11 protein-coding genes are annotated in these 17,580 nt (G+C 49.1%); 3 read left to right on the top strand and 8 right to left on the bottom strand.

What is annotated here, in order from left to right; translation table 11 throughout:
* Positions 1–89 precede the first annotated feature (89 nt).
* The gene (locus EBB54_RS03370) at positions 90–2,927 is read right to left on the bottom strand and encodes a glycoside hydrolase family 2 (protein ID WP_125126351.1); all 2,838 of its coding nucleotides are present in this window, start codon (positions 2,925–2,927) and stop codon (positions 90–92) included.
* Positions 2,928–3,222: 295 nt separating this feature from the next.
* On the opposite strand from EBB54_RS03370, the gene EBB54_RS03365 reads away from it, so the two are divergent.
* Genes EBB54_RS03365 through EBB54_RS03355 form a run of 3 tightly spaced genes read left to right on the top strand, consistent with a single transcriptional unit; the run spans position 3,223 to position 7,674 of the window.
* A complete protein-coding gene (locus EBB54_RS03365; RefSeq protein WP_125126350.1) occupies positions 3,223–4,188 on the top strand; it encodes an AAA family ATPase in 966 nt (321 codons plus the stop codon).
* Positions 4,189–4,218: 30 nt separating this feature from the next.
* A complete protein-coding gene (locus tag EBB54_RS03360) occupies positions 4,219–5,367 on the top strand; it encodes a DUF58 domain-containing protein (protein ID WP_125126349.1) in 1,149 nt (382 codons plus the stop codon).
* Positions 5,368–5,394: 27 nt separating this feature from the next.
* Entirely contained in the window at positions 5,395–7,674 is a 2,280-nt protein-coding gene (locus EBB54_RS03355; RefSeq protein ID WP_125126348.1) for a transglutaminase-like domain-containing protein, read from the top strand.
* Between the two features lie 453 nt (positions 7,675–8,127).
* Here the strand turns inward: EBB54_RS03355 and EBB54_RS03340 are convergent, their stop codons facing one another.
* The 7 genes from EBB54_RS03340 to EBB54_RS03315 all read right to left on the bottom strand — a co-directional run bounded on the left by EBB54_RS03340 (position 8,128) and on the right by EBB54_RS03315 (position 17,459).
* Entirely contained in the window at positions 8,128–9,351 is a 1,224-nt protein-coding gene (locus EBB54_RS03340) for a sensor histidine kinase (RefSeq protein WP_125126346.1), read from the bottom strand.
* Positions 9,338–10,003, bottom strand: a complete 666-nt coding sequence (locus EBB54_RS03335; RefSeq protein WP_125126345.1) for a response regulator transcription factor — start codon at positions 10,001–10,003, stop codon at positions 9,338–9,340. Before EBB54_RS03335 ends, EBB54_RS03340 begins: the two co-directional genes overlap by 14 nt.
* Before the next feature lies 1 nt (position 10,004).
* The gene (locus EBB54_RS03330) at positions 10,005–10,763 is read right to left on the bottom strand and encodes an ABC transporter ATP-binding protein (protein ID WP_125126344.1); all 759 of its coding nucleotides are present in this window, start codon (positions 10,761–10,763) and stop codon (positions 10,005–10,007) included.
* An 18-nt stretch (positions 10,764–10,781) separates the two neighbouring features.
* Positions 10,782–13,169, bottom strand: coding sequence for an ABC transporter permease (locus EBB54_RS03325; protein WP_125126343.1), 2,388 nt, complete (start codon positions 13,167–13,169; stop codon positions 10,782–10,784).
* A gap of 764 nt (positions 13,170–13,933) precedes the next feature.
* Positions 13,934–14,095, bottom strand: coding sequence for a hypothetical protein (locus EBB54_RS30035; RefSeq protein WP_154677766.1), 162 nt, complete (start codon positions 14,093–14,095; stop codon positions 13,934–13,936).
* 576 nt (positions 14,096–14,671) lie between these two features.
* Positions 14,672–15,760: a helix-turn-helix transcriptional regulator gene (locus tag EBB54_RS03320; RefSeq protein ID WP_125126342.1), complete on the bottom strand. Its 1,089-nt coding sequence runs from the start codon at positions 15,758–15,760 to the stop codon at positions 14,672–14,674.
* 181 nt (positions 15,761–15,941) lie between these two features.
* Positions 15,942–17,459 (bottom strand): RNA-binding domain-containing protein, encoded by a 1,518-nt coding sequence (locus EBB54_RS03315; protein WP_125126341.1) that lies wholly within the window; start codon positions 17,457–17,459, stop codon positions 15,942–15,944.
* Positions 17,460–17,580 lie beyond the last annotated feature (121 nt).

The following is a 17,580-nucleotide window of genomic DNA, read 5'->3' as shown; positions in this document are numbered from 1 at the left end:
ATGGTTCTGTCGGGAAATGACGATTTCCCCACAATATATGTGCAGTAATACCATTTCCCGACACCCCTGTTCCCAACAGCAGCTTTCTGTCAACCGCAATACAACTCAATCTTCCCAAACATCCCCATCGGCTCCAGCGCCTCATGGGTAAAATCAAACGGCGGCTGCGGGATCTCCAGCATTTCCCGCATCGGTGTGCCTGCCACCTCCACAACGATCTTATTTTCCCCGGCTTTCAAAGCGCCGCTGATCTCCACCTGGTACGGCGGGAAGATCCGCACGCCTGCTTCGCTTCCGTTTACAGTCACCTTCATCATCTCAAACACCTGCTCCGCTTTCAGCACCACCCTCTCCGGCACTACCTCCAGATACACCGTCTTTTCATAGCATGCTATGCCAGAAAACGTGGGTTTCTCATCAGAAACAGGCTTTAGTTCATGCACCATCTCCCCTTTCTGGAACTGCGGATAGTCTTTCGCCTTTACCAGACTTACCGTCCAGTCCGCAGAAATATCCCTGCTCTCCAGTCCGTCAAGCTGCGCTCTGAAACTTTTGTGTTTCGCATTGCATACTATGTTTTTTTGTTCGAGAATCACAACACATTCACCAGGCTGCAATTCCAGTGAAACTTCTATGTTTCCTTCCCTCTCGCAAAAATCCGCCAGCTCATACACATCTTCCATCGCATCATAGTATACAACCGGCTCCGCTGTTGGCAGTATCACCTTTCCGCAGAATGTCTCCACTGCCGATTCGTTCTGGAATACAAAGATCTGCCGGTCTTTCTTATAATGGTAGAAACTCAAATCCTTAAATTCCGTATCTACCGCAATATCCGCGAATCCTCTCGCTCTCAGCACCCCGGCCAGCTCCGCCAGAGCCACAGTCTCTCCGCCAATCGCCCCCGCCGTACATCCTTTTCCGGCTTTTCCCGCGATCCGATCCATACAGCCATTTTCCGCAATGCAGTCTGTGTATCCGTCCTTTTCCTCGATCCGATCCGCACTGCCGCCCTTTTCCTCAATTCGCTCCGCACAGCCGCCCTTTTCCGCGATCCGATCCGTACAGCCGCCATTTTCCTCAATCCGCTCCGCACAGCCGCCCTTTTCCGCGATCCGACCCGTACGTCCGCCCTTTCCAATCACTGTCTCCGGTTTTCCGTCCACGAAGATCACCGGAAATTCCCCCGCTTTTTCCACAAAGGCCGCCAGCCGCTCCGGGATTTCCTTCGCATAACCGATGATCAGCGCCTGAAATTCCACCCCATTGATATACAGCTTCTTTCCCTCCAGCCTGCCGTTGTATGCCGCCAGGTCGTCCAGCATATCTAAGGATACGATATCCAGGTCGATCTGGTGCTCCAAAAGCTGCCGGATCACCTTCTGCATAGGCATATTTTTGCCCACCCAGTCAGCCTCCCCATCGTAGAGGACCGCAGCGGAAGCCACATGCTGTCCACCGTTTAACAGACCGCACATCCGGTTGGCATACTTCATCATCCGTGCGAAATACGGAAATTCCGGGTTATTGCCCCGCGCATAGAAGTGGGGCGGGCAGTCCGGATCCGGATATTCCGCCATGGAAAATGCATGAGGAACCAGATGGTTGACCCCTTTCACCAGCAAATGATCCAGCAGATACTTCATATCCCGCACCCCGAAGCTCCATCCATAGGCGCCGAACAGCTCGCACATGGTCCTACCCTGCTTCTTCGGCTCCAAGTGCCCGCAGGATGCCCCCAGCTTTCCAAGCGTATAATGGAAAAATTCTCCGTCGCAGTCCGTCATCGCGTTGCGCTGCTCCACCGGCGCCCCGTAAAGGATCTGCCCGCCGATGCTGTCAATGCCTGCCATATGCTGTCCGGACATGGCCCGGAAATAATGGGACGGCCCCATGCCCAGACGGCTGTGAATCCCGTTGTCCTCCACCACGTGCCCGATATATTCCACGCCGTGCTTTTCGCACCATGTCCCGATGGCATCGCTGAAATTCTTCTTGTACAGACGGGACACCTGGTCCATATAGTCATAGCGGATGCCGGTCCGAAGCCCCTGCTCCTCGGTCTCCACAAACAGGAACGGAAGCGCTTTTGCCAGCCCCTCTCCATACAGCCCGGTCAGGTTTTCCTGCAGTTCATCGCTCCACGGAAGCTGCATGTTCAGCCTGCCGACCTGGACATCATAATTGTTGAAAACGACTACATTTCCAAACTGGGGCTCATCCGAGAAAAAGCCTGCGATCGTCTTTCCAAATTCGCTGCCGTATTTCTCATAATGAGACTCATAGACCCCCTCGATCTGGGTCGCCGCCGACTCCTTGTCGATCATATTGATATAAGTATCATTTCCCCCGTCTGTCCGAGTCTTATAGAGTACAAACACTCTCCAATTCCCCTTCGGCAGGGTGAATTTTACATAGCATCCGTCATAATTTTCCGTCAGGTCGATCACTTCCTCATGGAAGATATTCCCTTCCGCATACCGCACAGCCAGGATCGCATACAATTGATTATTTTCCCGCTCCGCATAGTCCACAGGATCCCCGATCTGCCAGAATCCGATGGAAGGCTTCAGCATCCGGCTCACATTCAGGCTCCGCTCATACCCGCCCCCGAAAATATCCGCCGTCGTGCACGCCAGATACAGCTTTTTCCGCTCCGGGTACTTCTTTTCGATCAGCCCGTTTGCGTATCCCGTAGGAAAATGCTTGTCGTCCAGAATCCACAGCTTCATACCCTTCTTTTTCGCTTCATCCAGGATGATATCCATGTCATGCCACCAGCCCGGCCCGCAGAAATCGTCGTGGGGACGCGCTTCCAGGCATACGGCCCGAATCCCGCACTCATAGATCTTCTCCATCTCTTCCCGAAGGACTGCTTCCTCCTCGCCGCGCATCCACAAAAACGGCAAAATATAATTGTTTTCCATATTCGCTTCTTCTCCTTTTTTTGAATCTCGTGCTTCTGATATAAGCATAAACCTCGCGCTCTCTGCTGTAATGTAGATTCCGGACTTTTTACTTGTATATTTTTGACCCGTTTTCAATTTTATGGTATGATAATTATGGTTCACACTCGGACCGGACGCTCACTGCAGCGGCATCCGGCCCATCAGCGAATTGGCCGGTTTCCGTGCAGCAAGTGTACGGCACCGTGTGAGCAGTTACCTATGATATACACGGCTGCAAAGCTGCACGTATTCTATAAAAATGAGGACAAGGATTATGATAAACTACAGAGAAGACCCCGACCTGCGCGGCACCCCCCGGGCCGTCATTTCCCAGGTGCAGAAAGCGGTGGTCGGAAAATTTGATATCATCGAACAGATCATGATGGCATTTCTTGCCAAAGGACATATACTCGTAGAAGACATTCCCGGCACCGGCAAAACCACCATGGCCCTGGCATTTTCCCACGCCATGGGCTTAAAAGCCAACCGGGTGCAGTTCACCCCGGATGTACTCCCTGCAGACCTGACCGGGTTTACCATTTATCAGAAAGAGACCGGGCAGTTCGTGTACCAGCCCGGCGCGGTCATGTGCAACCTCCTGCTGGCCGACGAGATCAACCGGACCTCCCCGAAAACCCAGTCCGCGCTCCTGGAGGTGATGGAGGAACGCCACGTCACCGTGGACGGCATCACCCGGAACGTGGGAAACCCGTTTATCGTCATTGCAACGGAAAATCCCACCGGCTCCGCGGGAACCCAGCTCCTCCCCGACTCCCAGCTTGACCGTTTCATGATCTGCGTGAAAATGGGCTACCCCACGGTCACGGAGGAAGTGGACATCTTAAAGAGAAACCAGTACGGCAGGGCGGACGCCCGGGCAGAGCGTGTCTTTTCCGCCGACGGCCTGCTGGAAGCCCAGGAACAGGTGAGTGAGATTTTTGTCCACGATGTGGTCTATTCCTATATCGCCCGCCTGTCCAAAGCCACCCGGGAGCAGGAAATGATCGCCCTGGGCTTAAGTCCCCGGGGCACCATCGCCCTGGCTTCCATGGCAAAGGCGTGCGCTTACTTAAACGGCAGGGAATACGTGGTCCCGGATGATGTGAAGGCCGTATTTCCCGCCGTTGCCGTGCACCGCATCCAGCTCAGCACCAAGGCCAGAGTGGGACACATCCTGGCGGACGACCTGATCCAGCAGATCCTGGATCACACCACAGCGCCGTCCATTTCCAAAAAATAAGTCATCCGCAGAACAAAACGAGGATCTAATATGACAGCACGAATAATCGGATATATACTGGTGTTTCTCGGCAGCACCTATCTGTTTTTTATGTATGACGGGCAGATCTGGACCGGCTTTCTTATTCTGGAGCTTTTGTACCCCATCTGCTCCTGCCTGTTCCTCCGGCATACAGGCAGGCAGGTAAGCGTCCGTTTCGGCAGGTTCCCGGCCATGGCCGAGCGCGGAAAACGTTTTTCCGGTACTCTGATCCTGAAAAACCATTCCAGGCTCTGGAGTGTAAAATATGTCCTCCGGGCACAGGTGCGAAATGGTTTTTCCGGACAGCCCGCCCCGGGAATCGAAAAAAGCGGCTCCGCCACCGGCACAGCGGCCTCCTCCTCCCGGAAAGGTTTCTTCCGCCGAAAAACCAAAGCTGCCCACCGGATCAAATATGCCCCTTCCGAGCTCTCCCCCTTTGAGGAGCAGAAGCTGGATGTGGAACTGGATTCCGCCTATGCAGGCACGGTGGAATACCGGCTGGACGCCCTGGTACTCTATGACATGCTGGGGATCTTCTGCCGGACGATTCCTTTGGGAGAGCGCCGGGCCATCGGGATCATGCCACCTTTTGAACTGATGCCCCTGGAAATCACACGGCGGACGAGGGAATTTCTTGCCGACGCAGACGAATATTCCACCGAAAAAAAAGGGGACGACCCCAGTGAGATCTACCAGATCCGGGAATACCGCCCGCCGGATTCCATCCATTCCATCCACTGGAAATTAAGCGCCAAGGAGGACAGCCTGATGGTCAAGGAAAACAGCCTTCCCATGGGCTGCGTGGTGCTTCTCTGGGTCCGCCTGCCCCTTGCCGACGCAAGCAGCGCCGGATTCAACCGTCTGCTGGAGCAAGCGGCCTCGCTGTCGATCACCCTTCTGGAAGAAAAATGCATCCACATGGCCGCATGGTTTGAAGAAAAGAGCAGCCGGGTCATCAAATGGAGAGTCAGCACGGCGGAGGAAGTCTATGAATGGATCTGGCGGCTCTTGTCCACCGAGCCCTTCCGAAATGAAGAGCTGGAAAAAACCTGCTATGAAGAGGCCTTCCGGGGCGTGAATTTCAGCAGCATCGTAGTTTTAAATGCAGACGGGACGCTCACCGTAAACGGCGGGACCCAGGAACTGCTGCAGCTTTGATCCCCTGCAAAAAGGAGCATTATAATTATGAAGGAACGCAAAAAAACACGGGACGGAATCACCCTATATTCCCAAACCGATCCCAAATCCTATCCTCGGGGCAGAGCCCTTCTATCGGAATCCGACCAGACAGGCGGCCGTCGCCTGATCCGGAATCCCCTAAAAAACCGGCTCCGTCCCTTCCTGCTGGCCGGGGCCCAATTGGCGGCGGTCTGGTTTCTTATGTTCTCCTGGTGGCATTGCCTGACCGGCGTATTTCCCATTGAGGCAGACACTCCCCGGCTGTATCTCCTCTGCTTCCTTTTCACCGCCGCACTGACCGCCCTCTGGAACGCCCCTCTGCGCAGGCTGTGGAAATTTTTTCTTCCGCTTCTGTTTTTCTGCCTTGCCGGGGTCTGGATCTGGCGGCATCAGGATGGGGCGGTCAATGTGATCAACCTGACGGCCAACGCCTATCTGAGCGTCCGAAGGCCGAACGCGAATCCCTACACCGTCCGGCCGGTTCCCGATCCGGAAATGGCGTTCATGTTCGCGCTCTTCCTGCTGCCCCTGCTGTTCATCTGGAGCCTGGTCCTGCATCTCAGGGCGGGAAAGCTGACAGCGTACGTCCTTCTCCTGGCTCCCGCCGGGTGGATTCTGGCAGAAACCCTGGTTCCGTCCGAAACCTCCTGCTGGCTGCTGATTCTCTCCGGCGGAGTATACGCAGCGATCTGCGGCTGCCGGGACGGACGCGCCGCACTGCTCAAAGGAACCGCGTCGGCCTGCGTCCTGGCCCTGCTGATCTCCCTGTCCGCCTTCGCCAGCCGTCCGCTGGAAGCCTGCAAGGAACCCTCCGACGGCTTTTACGCCCGCACCCGTGAAACCATCGAAACCGGATGGATTCAGCCCCTGCAGGATTCCTATACTCAGGCCAAGGCAGAGCGCGAGGAACAGAAACGGCTGGCCCGGGAGGTTCCCCCGGAACAGGAGCAGACCCAAAATCCGGAACAGCCGGATGCAGACAGTTCCGGGGCCAAAAGCGATCCGCCCCAGCCCCAGGAGCCGCCGGCCGTCCCGGATCCCACTCCTGAAACAGACATCCAGCCGGAGTTTTCCGCCGAATCGTCCGGGGATACCCCGGACGGGGACACTTCACAGCCTTCCGCCGAAAACGGCCTGGGAAATGCCGAAGCTCTCCGGATCGGCACTTCCAAGGGGACCGCGACTGTCAGCACGGACAAATTTCCGGATCTGAATGCACTGTCCCATTTTCAGCCGGACGCCGGCACCCGGCTGACCCTGACCCTGGATTCCAGGCCGGAAGGAACCGTGTATCATCCTTCCGCGTACGGCGTTTCCTATGTGGACAGCCATTGGTATGACATGACTTCTGAAAACGGGATTCCACCTGAAAGCTACCTGGAATATCCGGATAGCCTGGAACGCCTGGACACCCTCTGCCGGGAACGCGCTCCCGAAACACTTGCAGAGGCTTCCGACTTTATCCAGAAAGAATTTGAGAATCATACGGTTTACGATTTCCAGCCTGGCCCCACCCCATCGGGACAGGATTTTGCCGAATATTTCCTGTTTGACAATCAAAAAGGCTTCTGCGTCCATTTTGCCACAACGGCAGCCCTGATGTACCGCATGTGCGGCTATCCGTCCAGATATGTCCAGGGTTACGCCGTTCCCGCCTCCGCCTTCCGCCGTCAGGAGGACGGCAGCTACACCGCAGAGGTCACCGGGGACATGGGCCATGCCTGGTGCCAGGTTTTGGAAGACGGAGAATGGATCACAAAGGAGCATACCCTGCCCTACCACGGCGCCCGCCCGGAGCCCGGCATTCCCGCCGCATCCAGCGGCAGGCATTCCTGGATCCGCAATGCCGCGGGCTGGGGGCTTTTCTTCCTGAAATCCTGCGCCGTCTGCATCCTCTGCCTGGGGGCGGCCGTCCTGCTTTTACTCACCCAGGCAGCACTCCGGAGACAGCGCAGATACCGGCAGTTCCGAAGCGTCCGCCGGGGCGCCGGAATCCGGCGGATCTACCGTGCGCTCTATGATACAGCCGTTTTTCAGGGAATGGAACCCACCGACCTGTTAAGCCTGCAGGGCTTTGAAACGCTTCGGGACTATTTCCCGGAAATTCCTTCTGAATCCATGGAATGGCTGTACCAAACCGTACTGGAAACCATGTTTTACACCAAAAACGCAACAAAAGAAGACACAAAAAAAGCCTGGAAGATCTATCGCCAGTTTTCCCATATGGTCAAACAGAACATGACTCCTTCCAGGAGATTTATTTATCAGTATATGAAAGTCTATTGAACCCATAAATACCGTTTCTCTTTTTTTACATGATGGGTTCAACCAGATAGGGATAAAAATAGATATGTATCGGCAGGAGCATAGATTTTCTCCTGCCACGCCCATATTTAGGCGGTTTGACGTTTGGTACGCTGCATATATTCCCGTTCCATTTCCTGCATTTCCTCGTCCGTGGGGTCTACCAATGTATATACGATGCCGCTGGCTCTTGACCACGCCCAAAATCCTTCCAGGACAGGCCTGCTCAGTTCCTGACGCTTTTGCCCAGCACAGTGCCCTGCATATCCCATCCAGGGAGTCATACCCGGTATAGGCATCTGTGACCAGGTACCCATGGACCCCTCTGTAGAGCTTCTCCGCCTCTTTTGCATGACTGGCAATCTTTATTCTCTTGTGTGATTGATTCGCATATATTTACCTATCCTTTGCATGGCTTTTTCAATTTTCAATCATTTACGCTCTTGCGAAAACTGTGGTGACAGTGATGATGTCATCGTCGATCTTCGCAAAAATTTCGCCATTCATCTTGCGCATGAGCTGTCTGCAAATGTAAAGCCCCAGCCCGTTGCCGCCAATGTTTCCCGCATTTGCTCCGCGCCAAAAGCTCTCGAAAATATGCGGCAAATCGTCCTTCTCAAGCGTACAACCGCCGTTCATGATTGCAATTTGGACGCATTCGTCGTCTTTGGGGAAAATCAATTCCACACGTCTGCCATCGCCGTATTTGAGGGCATTTTCAATAATGTTTTGCATCACTTCAACGCTCCTGCTCAAATCTCCCGATAGAAGACAGTTTTTATATTTCCCGATAATAAAATCTGTTTTGATAAGCGCCAGTTTTTCCCTGTAATATCCCGCGATTTTTTCAACAAGTTCCGAAAGATAAAACTCACCCATATTCACTTCAAGGCTGAAGAAATCTTCTCTTGAAGCTGTTATAATCTGTGAAACATAGCCCTCGATTTCGTCCGCTTTTTCGTTGATATTTTCAGCGATTTTGTGCTGCTTTTCCGCATCCGAATACAAATTTTTCGACAGTGCTGCCGAGTACAATTTTATAGCGGAAAGTGGCGTTTTAATATCGTGCGAGAGCGATAGCAGCAGTGTTTTCTTTTCTTTTTGCATTTCCAGTTCGCGCTGCTTTTGCTGTTCGATATTTTCACGGAGAATATCGATTCCCCAAAGAAATTTTCCGAAAAAACGGTTTTTCGTTTCCTTTATCGGCGCGGCGAGATTACCCTTTGAAAGCTCGTAAGGGATACCGCTCAGACGTTCAAAGGGCATAAGAATTGCGAATTTTATATAAAGCAAAACCGTTATAATTAAAATCGCCATAACGCCGAGAACGGCATTTACAATTCCTGTAAGCTGCGTTTTGTCGGAGTAGCCGTTAGTATTGTAATCAAAGCGATAAAGTTCTCCGTTTATTTCACGGATAACATAGTCGCTGTCCGTGCTGTAAAATTTTTCTCCGTATCGTTCAATATTTGTAACGTACACACATTCGGAAATGTCGGCAGAACCGTTCGCTTCTATTTCTCGAACAAGGCGGCTTATCTCTACGCGGTACAGTCTGCCGTTATTGGTCTTGTCGGCAGCAAGAATCAGATTCACGACAGCAAACAATAGTATCACGGCAACCGCAACTACCGAGAAAATTCTGTTAAACGCTTTCATATTTATAACCCACCCCCCATACAGTCACTATTTTTTTAGGATTTTTGGGGGCGTCCTCTATTTTCTGCCGCAGCCATTTTATGTGTACCGTCAGTGTCTGCTGTTCTGAAAAGCTGTCGCTGCCCCAGACCTGTTCAAAAATGTATTCCTTGCTCAAAGCCCTGCCTTTATTCTCCATTAAAAGCAGAAGCAGCTCGAATTCCTTCGCGGTCATTTCGAGTTCTTTTTCGTTTTTGTAAACGGCACGGCTCGCCTTATTTATGCGTATATTGCCGTCAGTAATTTCGTCAAGAGCGTATCGTCGCTTAAAAATCCCTCTTATTTTTGCGAGCATAATATCAATATCATATGGCTTTTCTATATAGTCGTCTGCGCCGAGATTCAGTCCGTTCAGCTTGTCCTCCTTTTCCGTTTTCGCACTTACAATCAATACGGGCGTGTTGCTTGACCTGCGGATTTTTTCCAGAACATAAAATCCGTCCTTGTCGGGCAGCATGATATCAAGCACGACAAGCCTTGCGCCGTATCTTTCGTACAGCAGCAAGGCTTTTTCGGCTGTTTGAACCGACGATACCGTATAATTTTCCGCACGGAGAAAATCACACAGCAGATCGGCAAGCTCCTTGTTGTCCTCAACAATGAGAATATCCATATTACCACCCTAATTCCAAAAGCCAGTTATTCAATGCGCGCTCCCGTTCTCTTATCTGTGTGGAACAGTCGCTTAAGTCGTACTCTCCCTTTATGTTCCCGTCAACAATGTACATGACCCTTGTACATTTTGCCGCGACCTTAACATCGTGAGTAACGAGCATAATCGTTGTTCCCTCAGAATTTAATTTTACAAGCTCTTCCATTACCTCGTCGGAGGAAGCACGGTTCAAAGCCCCTGTCGGCTCGTCGGCAAAAATCATTTTCGGGTCGTTTATCATACTGCGGCAAATGCACGCCCGCTGAAGCTGACCGCCCGAAACCTCATTGATGTCGTTGTCGGCAATGTCGATAATGCCGAGCCTGCGCATGAAATCCTGACCGCGCCGCGCCGTTTCTCTGCGGGGTTCACGGAGCTTTTTGGATTGCGTTGCGGGAAGTATGATATTATCCAATATGGTGAGGTTTTTCAGCATATACATTTGCTGAAAGATAAAACCCATTTCGTCAAGGCGCAGGTCTGCAAGTTCTCTTTCTCCTATCCCTGCGATATTTTTCCCACAGAAACTCACTTCTCCTGCGGTAAAATTATCCATGCCCGAAACTGCGTACAGCAGCGTGGATTTTCCAGAGCCTGACGGACCCATAACGGCGACCATTTCTCCCTCGCCAATCGTGAAATTTACGTTTTTCAATACGTTGTTCTGCCGCTTGTTTACGATATACGTTTTGCAGAGGTCTTTTACTTCGAGAATATTCATAATTGCTTCTTCCTTTCATTATTCAATGCTTGCCGTATCGGAGGATTTGATTTTTCTTGTGTACAGAGAGGTCAAAAAAGCGCTTACGGCTGTGGCGGTAAGGACGATAACGGGGAATACTGCGTATATCTCCATAGGGTTTTGCACATATTCCACGCCCATTTCAAGACCCATTAATCTGAAAATTGGGTCGAAGCAAAGCTTTGTAAGGGGCATACCCAGAAGCTCCGCAAGAAGTACAGCCGCCGATGCCGTAATGAAAAATCTTAACGTGTACTGCCCGTATATTTTGGCGTTCCTGATGCCAATGGCTTTCATAAGGGCGATCTCCGCCTGCTCCTTCGCGATAAAGGAACGCTCCATAAGCACGGTGATAAGCGCGGCTAAAATCACTGTAAGGACGGCGGACATTTTTTTCACAGCGTCTATGGCATCGCCGACTCCGGTGTTGTCCTTTACGGTTTCGCCCGCTGTTTTAACGCTTGAAAACTTAGGATAAAGCTCCTTGATCTTTTCAATTCTGCTTAATACTTCCTTATCGTCTGGGCCGTCGGTAAATTTTATCTGTGTACCGGGGGAGCCGCTTGCTGCGATATAGTTGATATCGCAGTCGGTATGAACCCTTACGGATATGCCCTGGTTGACCATTGACTGATACAGAGCGGTTATGATGAACTCCGCCGTTTCACCTGTTGGGTAGGACAAGGTAACGGTATCGCCTATTTCCGCACCCAGCTTTTTTGCCAAAAGGGTCGTCACTGCAATTTCGCCGCTGTTTTGGGGAGGAGTACCCTCTAAATATTCGTACATATCCATTGTTGTTCCCGTACCCTGAAGTATAGCTGTCTTGCTTTCATATTCGCCGTATCTTATCATCGTATAAATATAATATTCCGTCATACATTCCGCGGGCATACCGTTTTCCGCAAGGGTCTGCTCCATGTCCTCAAGATATGTTTCAACCTTTTCATGTCCGTCCTCAGCCATAAATTTCATAGCTTCGCCGCCGATGTCCGTAACGGCGTGGCAGTCCGCCATCCCGAAATATTTCAGCAGCTTTCCGCTTTTAAGAGACGCCGTGACATTGGAAAGCATGATCAGCAGCGACATACACAGAAAAAACGTAAAGGTAATGACAGCGTAGCGTTTGGGACTGCTTACAATATCGTTTGCGGCAAGGAAAGCCGTCGCGCCAAGCCGCGATCTTCCAAGGTTCATAACGCCCTTTTTGCGGAAGCGTTCCCCCGTCTGCCCGTTTCTTACAGCATCGATCGGGGACATTTTGCTCACCCTGCCCGTACAGCCGAGACAGAACAGGAGAATGACAGCCGCTACCAGAACCGCGCAGGCAGCATTGACAAAACCGTTATTGCTGATGTCTATTATAATAGACTCCGAGGAATAATTTATAAGCATTTTTCCGAACGGGTAGCTGAGTATCAAGCCAATGCCCGCGCCGACAACGGAAATAGCAAAGTATTTTGTAAGGTACAGTCCCCGAATTTTTATGTTCCGTATGCCTATTGCTTTCATAACGCCTATCTCGCGGAATTCCTCGGAGAGGGTAAAGGCTATGGTAAACTGCAGCACCGCAAAGGATATGATTATAAGAATAATGCTCACCGCAAGGATAAGACCCATGATTATCATATCAAAAATATAGGCTTGATCCAGTATCTCCGTGCCGTTCGCAATAGTAAAGCTGTCGGATATATCCGCTATCTGGGACAGGGTCTTGTCAAGGTCGGCGGTGTGTATGCCCACGAATTTTCCGCCGTACATGTTTTTTATCGTCTCGTTGGACATATATTCGTCAAAGTCCTCGGCGTTTATAATAAACCTTTTAATGCCCATCAATTCCGAACCGAGGACAGCGTCCTTGAAGCCTCCCGCAAAGGTAAATTCACGGTTTACGCCCTCTATTTCAACAGTAATTTTGTCGCCTGCCTTAAGTCCCATGTTTTTCTCTGTGAAACGGGCAGCGTAAATTTTCCCTTTCGGTACGCTTTTAAGAATACTTTCGTCGTCCAGAAAATAATTTATCCCCAAACTTCTGTCGCTCTGTAATACTAATTTCTGACTGAGGTTGGAAGCGTTAAGCGGTTCGCCGACCCGCGTAATATTGGACTGGGACATTGAGACGAACTCCTCGATACGGAACTCGTCTATCGCGGAGGCATTTTCAAGCGTCCCGCAAATATCCTTGTGGTCAGATTTGTTTTCGCTCATCGCGAAGTAATCGGGCACGTCCGCCATTTCAAAATAGCTGTCCAGCGCAGTCGTCACGGTGATGATGTTGCTCACGCCTGAGGACATGAACATCGACGCGAGTATAATAAATACCAGCAATATCACGTTCATCGCTCTTTTGCGCTTAAGGTCTTTTTTCAGTATTCGTAGATACATTTTCGCTGCTCCTTTCGCTTTGTGATTCGATTGTAGCATAGAAGTTATTAAATAATCCTTAAATCAGTTCGCGGCAATCAAATTATGCGTGATGATGAAAAACGTATGCCCATTCCCAATGTTCATTAGCCTAATTTCTCCGCATATTTTTCTACCGCTCTATGCCAGCAAATAATTTTACATAAAGACGGAAAAGCAAATCTATTTCGTCCTCGTTGAAATCTGTAAATAGCAACTTCAAAAACTGTGAATGGCGTTCTCCTATTTCTTCGGCATATTGACCTGCTTTATCCAGTTATCTCAATACGGACAGAATTATTTCCCCTAATAGCAAACGGACAAATCCTTTCTTTTCAAGAGTTAAAGCTAATTTTTTTATATTCTGTCTGGAACAGCCCATAAGGTTTCTGATATTTGTTCATGTTCGTGGCTCTGGACAGCAAGTTGTCATTACAAGTAATAACCATTGCTTCAGGGATATTTCCGTTTGAAGTTTTTCACCCGCTGTCTGCATACGATTTTGTAGTATAAAGATACTTGAAAATATCGCTTGTACTCTGTGTTCGGTATCACAGTCGTATTCTTCAAAAAGTTTGTCCATTTTCATCTATTTTTGCCACCGTATTTAGTAGGAACAAGTTCCTGCCGAATAGCATAGTAACTCATTACTGCCATGTCAATATATTCAGAAAAAAATCACTATTAAATCAGATGCTTCCCGAAAAGAAAAGCGACAGAGCTTTTCCCCTCTGTCGCCTTGCTGTCTATGCGTAAATGGTTTCATCATATACAATCTCCCTCGCACAAACATATCTAAAATCACGCTGACCGGTAGTGATATTATGAAACAGCACTCCAAGACATAAGCATTCATCAGATATGGGCGAATGATAGTAATTCAAAGCTGAATATTCAATATGATTCATGATATACCTCCTTTTCTATTTTATGTAATTCAGAATCGTAGATATTATAACATCGAAGTGATTTATCCTGTACATTAAATATTCGGCCAATACATTTTCACTTTCTTTCGCTGGTCGCCATTCTTGCGGACATTCTTCGATAAATTTTTTTATCATTTCACAATGAATCCTATTTTTAAATTCTATACTTGCTTGTTCGAGAGCCTCTTTTGTTGTCGTTTTAGGCATAAAAGTCGATCTATAAGTATTGCCAGTCTATAACACACATACTCGTTAAAGAGTACTAAATTTCCCTCCGGGCCACGAGATAGCTTTACCACAACTTGGGACCCATCATCCAAAATTGCATATTTCGGCTCCGTAATACCAATATTCATATTATAATGGATTTGAGCAATATGCTTTTCCTTGATACTATCGCCCCACGATCTCTTGATTGGTATTTTTATTATACGCCACCATAAGCAAAAAAGCGATCATAATCTACACGGTTAAAAACAAAAGCTTTCCTCATATTGTTCTCATTTAACGGCACTGCTTTCACTTTAGCTGCTTTGCTGTACGAATCCTGTACGATCAGACCGTGAAGTGTAATTTTTTCCGGTATTCCTCCGGAGATATCCCGAACTGCTTCTTGAACTTCTTCGTAAAATGGCTGGCGTCAAAGCACCCCACCTCCTGGCTGATCTGCGCCAGGTTCAGCTTCCCCTCCTCGATCAGTTCCTTTCCATGCTTCATCTGCAGCTCCGTGATGATCTGCACAAACGTCCTGGACGTATATTTTTTCAGCATCCTGCTTAAATATGCCTCGCTGAAATGAAAAAATTCCGCCGTCTGCTTTAAGCTCACCTGGTTATAATTGACAGAAATATAGGCCAGTATGGCCACCACATGACTGCCCATCTCCTGCTGCACCGATTCCGCAACCACCGCCTGAAGCTGGTAGCGGCGGATCAGATGGATCATCACCTGTTTCACATATAAAACAAGATATTCCCTGTAGGCATACTCCCGCTTCTGTTCCTCCTGGTAGATCAGTCCGAAGGTCTGCTTCATCCACGGGTCCGCTCCCGTCGGAAAGAGGATATAGGCGCTGGCTCCCCTTTCATACAGGATGTTTTTAAAAAAATCCGCCAGTAGGTACTTGTCCTTCAAAAGCGCCAGAAAGCCGGTGTCGATCAGCTGCTTACTCAGCAATACATTAAGCACGATCACGTCATCTTCCAGCGCTGTGATCACATGCCGGACATTGGGAGCCAGCAGGCAGAGATCTCCCACCTTCATCTGGAACCCCTTCCATCCGGAATGAGTCCCCGGCTCCTGAGCTCCCGATTCAATATAATGCGTACAGGTTCCGCTGTACACATAGATCATCTCGATATACACATGGTTATGCACCACCGGATATCCATACCGCTCATGCACCTCCACATCAATCGCGTCCCCGTTGGTCAGCGCCTCCACCTCCGGCACGGTTGTCCCAAGCCTTGCCATGGATCCCAGCTCATACACAAATCCCACATCCGGGTACTCCGGATGCTCCCGGATCAATTGTTTATATTCCGCAAAGCTCATCGGGCGGGACAAAAAATCATTTCCTTCGCCCAGATACAGCTTTTTCATCTGTTTTTCCCGTTCTGTCAGAGTTTCCAGTTTCCGGATCATGTGCTGCCCCTTTCAAAACAATTCCCCTGTTTCACACGTATTTCTTTCCTTTAAATAATCAGCATGTAAAAACCGATTCGCTTTCTTCCGCCTGATCCCAAAACTCTGTTCCGTTTTTTTCAACCGCGGCTTCTATATCCTCTGAAGTTCATGCGGAGAATTTTCTCCCGGTTCCGGGCCATTACAGCAGTCCGTACCTCCGTAATCTTCCATTTCCCTCTGCACACACTTTCCCCGCATCCGCAAGTTCCGTGAGCAGTACTCTTGTCCGGGCCGGGCTAAGACCAATATGCGCTGCAATATCCACAGCCTTGCTGCTCCCCTCTGCTGCAAGAAACTTCAAAATAAGTCTCTTATTTTCTCCGGTTTTTGCTGCTTTTCCATGACTGCTTGTTTTTTCTGCTTGTTTTTTCTGCTTGTTTTTTCTGCTTGTTTTTTCTGCTTGTTTTTTTCCACTTATTTTTTCTGCTTCTTTTTTTGTAAATGAGAGCGATAAAATCGTCCGATCCGGATTATACTGCTCCTCTACAACCGGTTTCTCCCAGCCCTGGTTTTCCCATACAGAATAGATATCCGGCACACCGCTTCCTGCACGTTCTCCAATACCGATCATATTAAACATTTTCATCAATGCTTTATTTCTCGGATCAGAAATTCCGCCCTTGAGCATCTGCTCCCGCCCGGTTCGAATATATCCGGGATTTTCCATGATAATCCTGTCGGCATCTTTTTTAATAACGATTCCCCTGGCCACAAAAAAATCTGTATTTACAAGACAATTGGCAAGCGCCTCACGCAGAGCCTTATGAACAGGAGTATCATCAATTCGAGTAATCCCTTCCAGCTTAAAAGGAACTTTCAAGTCTTTCACTATTTTTGAATACACGCGGAAAAAGAAATCAAACAGATTCCCCGACCAGTCACCGGAACTTGACTGCAGTCGGTCTGTCCATCGTATCGCCGGATCAAGTATCTCCCTGTAATCCAAAAAATATTCTGGATATTCATACAAAATACGGTACTCCTCACCAAACATTAAAAGACCTGCTGCCGTGGGATGCAGCTTTTTATCAGATTTCGCCTTTTTGGCTGCTCCAATCCGTTCCAGATATTCTTCATCAGGCAGACTTTCCCACACATGTTCTGACCGATAGGCAGAATGTCTGTTGCGGTAAGCACGGATCGTTTCCATATCCAGATCACAAATGTCAAAATCCTCCAACACTTTCATGTCCGACGTTTCTTCTGTCTGATCGCGGAGCATCGCCCGTACTTCACTTTTCGTACAGTGATAATCCCCTTCTCCATTCCTTCGGAATGTTCCTCCAAAGAGATCATCGTTGATATAGACAGGCTTAAATTCGCGTGGTGCTCTCGGTACACGGATTACAAGAATTACATCATTGTTTACTTCATAAGATTCTATATCCGTATCCGTGAGAAGATTCGCACTGACCTTCCTGTTATTATTGATTGTATTCCAAAAATCTTTTTTCAGTTTTTCAACATCTTTTAAACCTGTCGTAGCAAAGCTACCGTCATCCTTTTCTATGATACCTAAAATAATCGTACCGCCATGGCAGTTCGACATAGAAGAATAGGTTTCCCAGAGGCTGACCGGCAGGCCGCCCTTTGCTTTTTTAACTTCCAGACGATTATTCTCTCTGTATTTTTCAAAACATCCAATGTCAAACTCCATCGACCAATACACTTCCTTTCCGATTACAAAGTTCCATGACTGCACACTGTTTATTCAGTTTATCACATATTTGGACCAGTTTCCATAACATTTCCGATCCACTTATTTTTCCTTATTTTTT

The organism is Schaedlerella arabinosiphila (assembly GCF_003885045.1).
In the GTDB taxonomy this organism is placed as follows: domain Bacteria; phylum Bacillota; class Clostridia; order Lachnospirales; family Lachnospiraceae; genus Schaedlerella; species Schaedlerella arabinosiphila.
Note: the sequence above shows the minus strand (reverse complement) of the source record. Positions and strands in the feature narration are given on the sequence as shown.

Bases quoted from the DNA above. Each gene is read 5' to 3' on its own strand.
- EBB54_RS03370 (WP_125126351.1), bottom strand. From the start codon at position 2,927: ATGGAAAACAATTATATTTTGCCGTTTTTGTGGATGCGCGGCGAGGAG.
- EBB54_RS30035 (WP_154677766.1), bottom strand. From the start codon at position 14,095: ATGAATCATATTGAATATTCAGCTTTGAATTACTATCATTCGCCCATA.
- EBB54_RS03315 (WP_125126341.1), bottom strand. From the start codon at position 17,459: ATGGAGTTTGACATTGGATGTTTTGAAAAATACAGAGAGAATAATCGT.
- EBB54_RS03340 (WP_125126346.1), bottom strand. From the start codon at position 9,351: ATGAAAGCGTTTAACAGAATTTTCTCGGTAGTTGCGGTTGCCGTGATA.
- EBB54_RS03355 (WP_125126348.1), top strand. From the start codon at position 5,395: ATGAAGGAACGCAAAAAAACACGGGACGGAATCACCCTATATTCCCAA.
- EBB54_RS03320 (WP_125126342.1), bottom strand. From the start codon at position 15,760: ATGATCCGGAAACTGGAAACTCTGACAGAACGGGAAAAACAGATGAAA.
- EBB54_RS03365 (WP_125126350.1), top strand. From the start codon at position 3,223: ATGATAAACTACAGAGAAGACCCCGACCTGCGCGGCACCCCCCGGGCC.
- EBB54_RS03325 (WP_125126343.1), bottom strand. From the start codon at position 13,169: ATGTATCTACGAATACTGAAAAAAGACCTTAAGCGCAAAAGAGCGATG.
- EBB54_RS03335 (WP_125126345.1), bottom strand. From the start codon at position 10,003: ATGGATATTCTCATTGTTGAGGACAACAAGGAGCTTGCCGATCTGCTG.
- EBB54_RS03360 (WP_125126349.1), top strand. From the start codon at position 4,219: ATGACAGCACGAATAATCGGATATATACTGGTGTTTCTCGGCAGCACC.
- EBB54_RS03330 (WP_125126344.1), bottom strand. From the start codon at position 10,763: ATGAATATTCTCGAAGTAAAAGACCTCTGCAAAACGTATATCGTAAAC.